This is a genomic window from Kaistella chaponensis, from assembly GCF_900156725.1.
Classification (GTDB): Bacteria; Bacteroidota; Bacteroidia; order Flavobacteriales; family Weeksellaceae; genus Kaistella; species Kaistella chaponensis.
On record NZ_FTOI01000003.1, the window covers coordinates 279397 to 287487 of the forward strand.

Genomic DNA, 8091 nt, shown 5'->3' on the forward strand with positions numbered 1-8091 from the left:
GCTTTATGCTAAAAAATATTTGAGATTCAAAAAAAATCGCAGCGAAAATTAATGAATCTCAATTAATACTATAATTTTTCGATACAAAGTTCAATTTTATTAAGTGCAGTCTGAATCTCCTCTTTTGAAACATTCAAATGTGGTCGGAATCTGATTGATTGATCACCACAAGATAAAATAATTACTCCTTCGTCATACAAAAGTTCACGCATTTTATCCCGTTGATCACCATTTGGTAAATCAATTGCAGCCATTAATCCGCGACCTCTTGGATTTGATAGCTTTTCTGGATATTTCTGTGCTAAAATTTGCAAACCTTCCACTAAATATTCACCAACAATTCTGGCATTTTCTACTAAATTTTCTTTTTCAATTACTTCCATAATCAGTTGAAAACGAAGAATATCAATGAAATTTCCACCGAAAGTAGAATTGATTCTGGAACTTTCTTTAAATACATTATTCGGAATTTCGTCGAATTTTTCTTTATTGGCTAAAACTCCACAAACCTGCGCTTTTTTACCAAAAGAAATAATATCTGGTTTTGCAGTGAAATGTTCATAAGCCCACATTTTTCCGGTCAAACCCATTCCTGTTTGTACTTCGTCGAAGATTAGAAGGATTTCATTTTCATCACATATATTTCTTAAACTCACCAAGAATTCATCCCGGAAGTGATTGTCGCCTCCTTCTGCTTGAATGGGTTCAATAATAATGCACGCAACTTTATCAGGATTAGAAAGAATGGCTTCTTCAATATTTAAAAGTGCTAAATTTTCATGTTTAATGGTTTCGGCTAAATTTTCCTCTGTAATTGGGAAATTCAAGTGCGGATTGGTAATTCTTGGCCAATCAAACTTTGGGAAATACTGATATTTTCGAGGGTCAGAAGTATTGGTTAAACTCAAAGTATAACCGCTTCTTCCATGAAATGCTTGTTTGAAATGGATACAAACTCCTGCTTCCAAATCGAGTCCTTTCTCAAAATTCTTACGAGTTTTCCAGTCGAAACATGCTTTAATTGCATTTTCTACGCCCATTGTTCCACCTTCGATAAAGAAAGCATATTGCAAATGTTCTGGGATCGCTACTCTTTCGAAAACGGTCATAAAATCTGCAAATTCTTGCGAATAAACATCCGCCAATGTTGGTTTGTTAACCGCCATTCTACCAAGCCACGCAGATTTTTCCATTAAATAAGGATGGTTGTACCCGATGGAAGCGGATCCAAACATAGAGAACATATCGAGGAATTTTTTTCCTGTGATTCGGTCATGAATCCAAGAACCTTGAGATTTTTCGAAATCCATTACAAAGTCGAAACCGTCTGCAAGCATGTGTCTGCCGAGTGTTTTCTTTACTTCATTGGTAGGTTCTGGATGAGATGCAATTGCGTTATTCATATATTTTTTAGTTTTTCAATTATTATAGCGTTGTCAAGTCGAATATTTGGGGAAAAGAATTTCAATGATGAAAAAAAAATCTTTATTATTCAAAATCCCTTGCAACCCGACCTGAGTGGAGCTCTTTTTGTGCAGCGGCAGCGGAACAAAAAAGCGGGAACGGAGGGCGGATTAGTTGCCCAAATAAATAGTAATAGCTTACAAATCGAATTTAATTCCCTGTGCTAAAGGCAAACTATCGGTATAATTAATGGTATTGGTTTGTCTTCTCATATAGTATTTCCACACATCAGAACCGGATTCTCTTCCACCGCCGGTTTCTTTTTCACCCCCAAAAGCGCCACCGATTTCTGCTCCGGAAGTTCCAATATTTACATTGGCAATTCCACAATCTGACCCATTTTGGGACAAAAATAATTCTGCTTGACGCATATCGGTCGTCATAATTGCGGAACTTAAACCTTGAGGAACATCGTTTTGCATCGCGATGGCTTCGTCTAAAGTTTTATACTTCATAATATAAAGAATCGGTGCGAAAGTTTCGTGTTGCACGATTTCGTAAGAATTTTCAACTTCTGCGATACACGGTTTTACATAACAACCAGATTCGTAATTTTCACCTTCCAAAACGCCACCTTCAACGACAAATTTTCCGCCTTCTTTTTTACATTTTTCGATAGAATCGAGATATTGTTGAACAGCTTGTTGATCGATTAAAGGTCCTACGTGATTGTTTTCATCTAAAGGATTTCCGATTTTAATTTGTCCGTAAGCTTTTACCAAACGGTTTTTCACGTCTTCAAAAATAGATTCGTGGATAATTAATCTTCTGGTAGAAGTACATCTTTGTCCTGCAGTTCCTACTGCGCCGAAAACCGCACCGATAATCGACATGTTAAGATCTGCATTTTCAGTAAAAATAATGGCGTTATTTCCTCCTAATTCAAGGATTGATTTCCCGAAACGTTGCGCCACATTTGTCCCGACAATTCTTCCCACTTTGGTGGAACCTGTGAAAGAGATTAAGGCCACATTTTTATCGTTTACCATTTTGTCACCGATCACGTGATCACCGACAATCATGGTAGAAATTCCTTCGGGAAGATTATTTTCTTTTAAAACTTCAGTAATAATATTTTGGCAGGCAATTCCACAAAGTGGTGCTTTTTCGGAAGGTTTCCAGATGGTAACATTTCCGCAAATCCACGCAAGAGCAGTGTTCCAGGACCAAACTGCAACCGGGAAATTAAATGCAGAAATAATTCCGATAATTCCCAGCGGATGATATTGTTCGTACATTCTGTGTCCAGGTCGTTCAGAATGCATCGTGTAACCGTGAAGTTGACGAGATAAACCGACTGCATAATCGCAGATATCGATCATTTCCTGAACTTCGCCAAGACCTTCCTGAAAAGATTTTCCCATTTCGTAAGAAACGAGTTTTCCTAAATCATCTTTATATTCTCTTAATTTTAATCCGAACTGACGAACCAATTCTCCCCTTTTCGGCGCCGGAATTTGTCGAAATTCTACATAAGCTTTTTTAGCTGTTTCAATCACCTGATCGTAATCAGCGGTATTTGCAGTGGTTACTTTTCCGATTAGTTTTCCATCTGTTGGTGAATAACTTTCGAGTAAATCTCCATTGGCAAAGTATTTTCCGCCGGATGAAACTCCTTTATTTTCTGCTGAAATTCCTAAATTAGAAAGGGATTTTTCGATTCCAAAATCCTGAATTGATTGGGACATAATTTTATTTTGAATTGTCCTTAAAGATAAGTAATTTGGCGAAACCTAAAAAATTTACCGCACTTTTTCTTGAATATCATTAGGAAAAAGATTAATTAAGTGGGATTTAAAAGCTAAAAATTTTGAAAAATTTTATCTTCATAAATAATTAACTTTGAAAAAATTTTGGAGATGGAAAATCAGCAACCTGAAAATAAAAATTCAAAAATGAAAACCTGGTTCAAGCGCGTTGGAATAGGTGGTTTAATCTTTTTCACTTTAAAAGGAATTGGGTGGCTTTTTGTTTTTTATTTCGGTGCCGAACTTTTTCAAGATTGTAGCGGGAAATAAATCATCATCGATCACTTTTGATTTTTGACCTTAAAAATTTGAGGCATCAATTTTGAATTTTGTCTAAAAATTATTTCAAACATCATTTTATAAATCATTCTTTAATTTCTGAATTATTTATCGTTGATCACAAAATCGACCGTAATTCTGAGGTTGCTGTTTTGAAATATACTTTGAACACCAACAAAAACTACGGAGATTTTTTCTCGGAAATTTTTCAACCAGAAAATCTGTTATCAAATAAAAATCAGAAAAATATTTATGGGACATCAACATATTTACGATAAAAACGGCAAACAAATCTGCTGCACGGAAGAAGAAAAAATTTACAAAGATGCAGGTGCAGAAAATTTGCTGAACACTAAAAGCTGCTGTGCAACTGACTTGGAGGAAGATCACAATCATGATCACGATCGCAGTCACGAAGGTGGAAGTTCAGTGAAAATGTTTTTACCAAGTATTATTTCTTTACTACTTTTACTTATCGCGTTATTTTTTGATCATTATTTAAAACCAGAATTTTTCAAAGATTGGGTACGAATTATTTGGTACGGAATCGCCTATATTCCTGTTGGGTTTCCGGTTTTAAAGGAAGCTTGGAAAAGTATAATTCACGGCGAATTTTTCTCCGAATTTTTTCTCATGGGAATCGCAACAGTTGGAGCTTTTGGAATTGGCGAATATCCGGAAGGAGTTGCAGTGATGCTATTTTACTCGGTTGGAGAAGTTTTTCAAACGATTGCAGTTTCCAAAGCGAAAGGAAATATTAAAAGTTTATTGGATCAAAGACCCGATGAAGTCACCATTATAAAAAATAATATCGCCGAAATTGTAAAAGCAGAAACAGTAGAAATCGGCTCCATCATTCAATTGAAATCTGGCGAGAAACTAGGACTTGACGGCGAATTAATTTCCGAAAGTGCGTCTTTTAATACTGCAGCTTTAACGGGTGAAAGTCAACCTGACACGAAGAAAAAAGGTGAAATTGTTTTGGCGGGGATGATCAATTTAAATACCGTTTCCCAGGTAAAAGTAACCACCGTTTTTAAAGATAGCAAACTGAGTAAAATTTTAGAATTGGTTCAAAATGCCACTTCCCAAAAAGCGCCCACTGAATTATTCATCCGGAAATTTGCAAAAATTTATACGCCTATTGTTGTATATCTCGCAATTGCAATCACGCTTCTACCCTACTTTTTTGTTCCAAATTATGAGTTTTCGGATTGGCTTTATCGAGCATTGGTTTTTCTAGTAATTTCCTGTCCATGTGCTTTAGTGATCAGTATTCCGTTGGGTTATTTTGGGGGAATTGGAGCTGCAAGTAAAAATGGTATTTTATTTAAAGGCAGCAACTTTTTAGATGTCATCGCAAAAATTGAAAATGTGGTGATGGATAAAACCGGAACAATGACAGAAGGGGTTTTTAAAGTTCAAGACGTTGTTTTTGACAAAAATTTTAACCAAGAAGAAATTTTAGAAATGGTGAATGCGTTGGAAAGTCAAAGTACACATCCTGTCGCAACTGCAATTCACGAATATGTTGGAAAAGTCAATTCAGAAATAAAAGTAGAAAACGTGGAAGAAATTCCGGGTCAGGGATTGAAAGGAACCATTACCGGAAAAGAATTGCTTGTCGGGAATTTAAAACTGATTGATAAATTCGGAATTCAATACGATTCCAAAATCAGCGAAATTGTTTATACCTTGATTGCGATTGCCTTTGATAATAAATTTGTCGGCTATCTTACTGTTGCGGATTCCATTAAAAGTGATGCAAAAGCAACCGTGGAAAAATTGAAAAATCTTGGCGTAAAAACTACCATGTTGAGTGGCGATAAAAATGAAGTCGTACAATTTGTAGCCAAAGAATTGGGAATTAAAAACGCTTTCGGAGATTTATTACCAGAAGATAAAGTAAAAAAATTACAGGAAATAAAAGCTAAAAATGAAACTGTCGCTTTTGTTGGTGATGGCGTGAATGATGCTCCAGTTGTGGCTCTAAGCGATGTTGGTTTTGCGATGGGCGGACTTGGAAGTGATGCGACGGTGGAAACCGCAGATGTGGTCATTCAGGATGATCTACCGAGTAAAATTCCCATGGCGATCAATATTGGAAAGCAAACACGAAAAATTGTGTGGCAAAATATTTACTTAGCTTTTGGCGTGAAAGCAATCGTGCTAATTTTAGGAGCAGGAGGATTAGCCACAATGTGGCAAGCAGTTTTCGCGGATGTCGGAGTTGCTTTATTGGCAATTTTAAATGCTGTAAGAATTCAGAAAATGAAGTTTTAAATTTTTTAAAAATTTCGCCAGAAATTATTCTGATTTCCAGTTTTCTTTTTTGATTTGAAAAACAATATTTGTTTTAGAATCTTCGCCAAAATATGCTACTTCTTCTTCACCTAAATTTTCTGCGCCAAGCTTTGTCATGGCTTTTACAGAACGGATATTATCTTTCCCAACGTGGAAAATAACTTTATCAACGAACTCAAAAATATAATCCAGCATCAATTTTTTCACACTAGAATTGATATTTTTTCCCCACGATTTGGTGCCGTAAAAAGTGTAGCCAATTAAAATACTGTTGTCTTTTTCATTATAATCGTAAAAACGCGTGCTCCCTAGAGCTTCCTCCGTTTCCTGATCGATGATGAGAAAAGCGCCTTTACTTTCCATTGCACCCTGAAAAAAATTTTCGAAGACTTCCCTTTTGTAGCGCTCTTTATTCGGATGCTGTTCCCAAACTTTAGGATCAGATGCGACTTCAAAAAGTTCTTCGAAATCGTGTTTTTCTAAAGGAACTAAGCTTACAATATCATTTTCTAAAGTAGGTTGTATGGAGAAATTCATTATTTCAATTTTTTCAAAGGTAAAACTAAGTTTTGGCAAAAGCTCGCTCCAATTGATCATTTTGTTAATTTCAATTATTTGCACCAAAAATATTAACCGTGATAAACTCTGGAAAAAACTATTTTGGCATTTTTAATTTCTAAGACTTCGCCGATTTTCATTTCCTCTTCTCCGTCTACTTTTCGAAGGTATTCCATGAAAACCTGTTCAGAATCTGCGGTTAATTTTTGAACTTCGTAGTGTAAACTTGGCAATCTTTCGAAACAATCTTTCCACCAATTTCTTAATGCAGCTTTTCCTTTGATTAAACCTTCTGTTTCAGGATTTCTGATTTTCAATTTTGGACTGAAATGCTCTGCATTGTCATCATATAGAGCTAGCAAATTTTCTAAATCATGTTCATTGAAAGCTTTGAACCAAAGTTTTGCAATATTTTTTATTTCATTTTCATTCATATTTTTAAATAATTTTCTCGGAGAAATATATTTTTAAAACAAAATCGCTTTTTCGAGTTCCAATAATTTTTGTTTGCGCCAAATTCCGCCACCGTAACCAGTTAACGTTCCATTACTTCCTATAACGCGATGACAAGGAATGAGGATTGAAATTTTATTCATCCCATTTGCATTGGCGACGGCACGAACTTTTTTAGCATCGCCCAAAACTTCGGATTGTTTTTTATAATTCCATGTTTCGCCATACGGAATTTTCATTAAAACTTTCCAGACACTTTTCTGGAAATCTGTTCCTACAGGAGAAAGAGGAACCGTAAATTCTGTTCTTTTTCCTAAGAAATATTCTTCAAGTTCTTTTTCTAAGGGTATAAAATGAGGATTTTCACCTTGAATAATTATTGCATTTAATGATTTTGCTAAATCTTTAAATTCCGTTTCGAGCATTTTCCGATCGGTGAATTCGAGCATACAAATTCCTTCTACAGTTGCCGCTGCATACATGGTTCCGATGGGAGTTTCGATTCTTTTCAAATCGATAATTTTCTGTGTTTTTGAATTTTTGGGAGAAACTCCGAAGATTGTTTTGAAACTTTCATTAAAACCACTTAAACTTTCGAAACCACTATCATAAGCTGTTTCCATAATATTGTCGCCTTGTTGAATTTTTTTGAAAGCCGTATTTAATCGAAACATTCTTTGAAATGTCTGAAAAGTCATTCCATGATTTTTCTGAAACCATCTTCTGACTGTTGCAGGTTCTACTCCACGCTGAACTAAGTCGAAATCTTTAAACTTTAGAGCGGGATTTTCTCGCAATTCTTCTAAAATTTTCTGAATATATTCTGGAGTTTCGTTAGGATTTTCTAAAAGTTTACAAACTTTGCACGGTCGATAACCTTTCAGAATTGCATCTTTGGTATTCTGAAAAAATTCTACGTTTTCGCTTTTGGGTTTTCTTGCGGTACAAGTTGGACGACAAAATATTCCGGTGGTTTTTACGCCCATCCAAAAAACGCCTTCAAAATCGGGATTTTTATTGAACGAAGCTTGATACATGATGTCGGCTGAAAGTTGCATACTGTAAATTTAAAGCAAAAATACTGGTGTTCGATTTATTCTACAACCGAAAAATGGACAAGTATTTTTTTGCATTGAAACATTTTCTAGATGATTTAACATCTTATTTGATGGACAAATCTTGCGTCCCGGCTTGATTTCTATGACACCGCCAAACTATTTTGGTAATTATTTTCATATTTTTTTCCAGATTTGAGTACTGCAAAAATGAGATGGATTATTTTATT

7 protein-coding genes are annotated in these 8091 nt (G+C 35.3%); 2 read left to right on the plus strand and 5 right to left on the minus strand.

What is annotated here, in order from left to right:
• Positions 1-68: 68 nt before the first annotated feature.
• Positions 69-1403: an L-lysine 6-transaminase gene (gene lat / locus BW932_RS04980; RefSeq protein WP_076385972.1), complete on the minus strand. Its 1335-nt coding sequence runs from the start codon at positions 1401-1403 to the stop codon at positions 69-71.
• Positions 1404-1601: 198 nt separating this feature from the next.
• Positions 1602-3152 carry an L-piperidine-6-carboxylate dehydrogenase gene (gene amaB, locus BW932_RS04990; RefSeq protein WP_076385976.1) on the minus strand — a complete coding sequence of 517 codons (1551 nt, stop codon included), beginning with the start codon at positions 3150-3152 and terminating at the stop codon, positions 1602-1604.
• A gap of 171 nt (positions 3153-3323) precedes the next feature.
• Between amaB and BW932_RS14315 the strand changes: the two genes are divergently transcribed.
• The gene (locus tag BW932_RS14315) at positions 3324-3482 is read left to right on the plus strand and encodes a hypothetical protein (protein WP_185113909.1); all 159 of its coding nucleotides are present in this window, start codon (positions 3324-3326) and stop codon (positions 3480-3482) included.
• A gap of 261 nt (positions 3483-3743) precedes the next feature.
• Positions 3744-5774: a heavy metal translocating P-type ATPase gene (locus BW932_RS05000; protein ID WP_076385980.1), complete on the plus strand. Its 2031-nt coding sequence runs from the start codon at positions 3744-3746 to the stop codon at positions 5772-5774.
• A gap of 24 nt (positions 5775-5798) precedes the next feature.
• Here the strand turns inward: BW932_RS05000 and BW932_RS05005 are convergent, their stop codons facing one another.
• From BW932_RS05005 to BW932_RS14480, 3 genes are all read right to left on the minus strand, one after another.
• Positions 5799-6332, minus strand: coding sequence for a GNAT family N-acetyltransferase (locus BW932_RS05005; RefSeq protein WP_076386025.1), 534 nt, complete (start codon positions 6330-6332; stop codon positions 5799-5801).
• Positions 6333-6424: 92 nt separating this feature from the next.
• Complete coding sequence (locus tag BW932_RS05010; RefSeq protein ID WP_076385982.1) at positions 6425-6787, minus strand: nuclear transport factor 2 family protein; 363 nt, start codon at positions 6785-6787, stop codon at positions 6425-6427.
• Between the two features lie 33 nt (positions 6788-6820).
• Positions 6821-7864 (minus strand): bifunctional transcriptional activator/DNA repair enzyme AdaA, encoded by a 1044-nt coding sequence (locus tag BW932_RS14480; protein WP_076385984.1) that lies wholly within the window; start codon positions 7862-7864, stop codon positions 6821-6823.
• Between the last annotated feature and the right edge of the window lie 227 nt (positions 7865-8091).

Bases quoted from the DNA above. Each gene is read 5' to 3' on its own strand.
- BW932_RS05010 (WP_076385982.1), bottom strand. From the start codon at position 6,787: ATGAATGAAAATGAAATAAAAAATATTGCAAAACTTTGGTTCAAAGCT.
- BW932_RS05000 (WP_076385980.1), top strand. From the start codon at position 3,744: ATGGGACATCAACATATTTACGATAAAAACGGCAAACAAATCTGCTGC.
- BW932_RS14480 (WP_076385984.1), bottom strand. From the start codon at position 7,864: ATGCAACTTTCAGCCGACATCATGTATCAAGCTTCGTTCAATAAAAAT.
- lat (WP_076385972.1), bottom strand. From the start codon at position 1,403: ATGAATAACGCAATTGCATCTCATCCAGAACCTACCAATGAAGTAAAG.
- BW932_RS14315 (WP_185113909.1), top strand. From the start codon at position 3,324: ATGGAAAATCAGCAACCTGAAAATAAAAATTCAAAAATGAAAACCTGG.
- BW932_RS05005 (WP_076386025.1), bottom strand. From the start codon at position 6,332: ATGAATTTCTCCATACAACCTACTTTAGAAAATGATATTGTAAGCTTA.
- amaB (WP_076385976.1), bottom strand. From the start codon at position 3,152: ATGTCCCAATCAATTCAGGATTTTGGAATCGAAAAATCCCTTTCTAAT.